The organism is Streptomyces sp. P17 (assembly GCF_032436805.1).
Classification (GTDB): domain Bacteria; phylum Actinomycetota; class Actinomycetes; order Streptomycetales; family Streptomycetaceae; genus Streptomyces.
This window is the reverse complement of the sequence record NZ_JAVRBF010000284.1, coordinates 1-530: the sequence shown is the minus strand read 5'-3', so window position 1 is coordinate 530 and position 530 is coordinate 1. Positions and strand designations below refer to the sequence as shown.

The following is a 530-nucleotide window of genomic DNA, read 5'->3' as shown; positions in this document are numbered from 1 at the left end:
CGGCGTGCCGCTTCTAGCAGCGTATAAGTGCCTACAATATTGGTTTCAATGAAGTCTGCGGGGCCATCGATCGAACGGTCTACGTGGCTTTCGGCGGCTAAGTGCATCACAGCATCTGGCTGGTGCTGCGTAAACACACGGTCTAAGGCGGCGGCGTCGCAAATGTCTACTTGTTCAAAGGCATAACGCGGGTCTTGTTGAGCGCTGCCCAGAGACTCTAAATTGCCTGCGTAGGTTAGCTTATCTACGTTCACCACATGGTCTTGGGTGTTTTCAATAATATGCCGAATAACGGCTGAGCCGATAAATCCTGCGCCGCCTGTCACGAGTAACTTCATTGTTAATGCCTAGTCCATAAAGCGTTTAGGCACGCTACCGCCCGGAGGTTATTCCGGGCGTATCCTCAATGCCCACTGCTTGCGTGTTTGTTGGTTCGCTGATGAGCTCTGCCCTCAAAAGGGTGGTGCTCGTTTCTTTACATTAAACGCTTTTTTACTGCGCGCCCGCTCATTCGCTAGGCGCTGTATTAC

General features: G+C 51.9%; 1 protein-coding gene. It reads right to left on the bottom strand.

The window, feature by feature from the left end; genetic code table 11:
* A partial coding sequence (locus tag RMT89_RS40880; protein ID WP_315888821.1) for a GDP-mannose 4,6-dehydratase occupies positions 1-326 on the bottom strand: 326 nt, incomplete at its 3' end.
* Positions 327-530 lie beyond the last annotated feature (204 nt).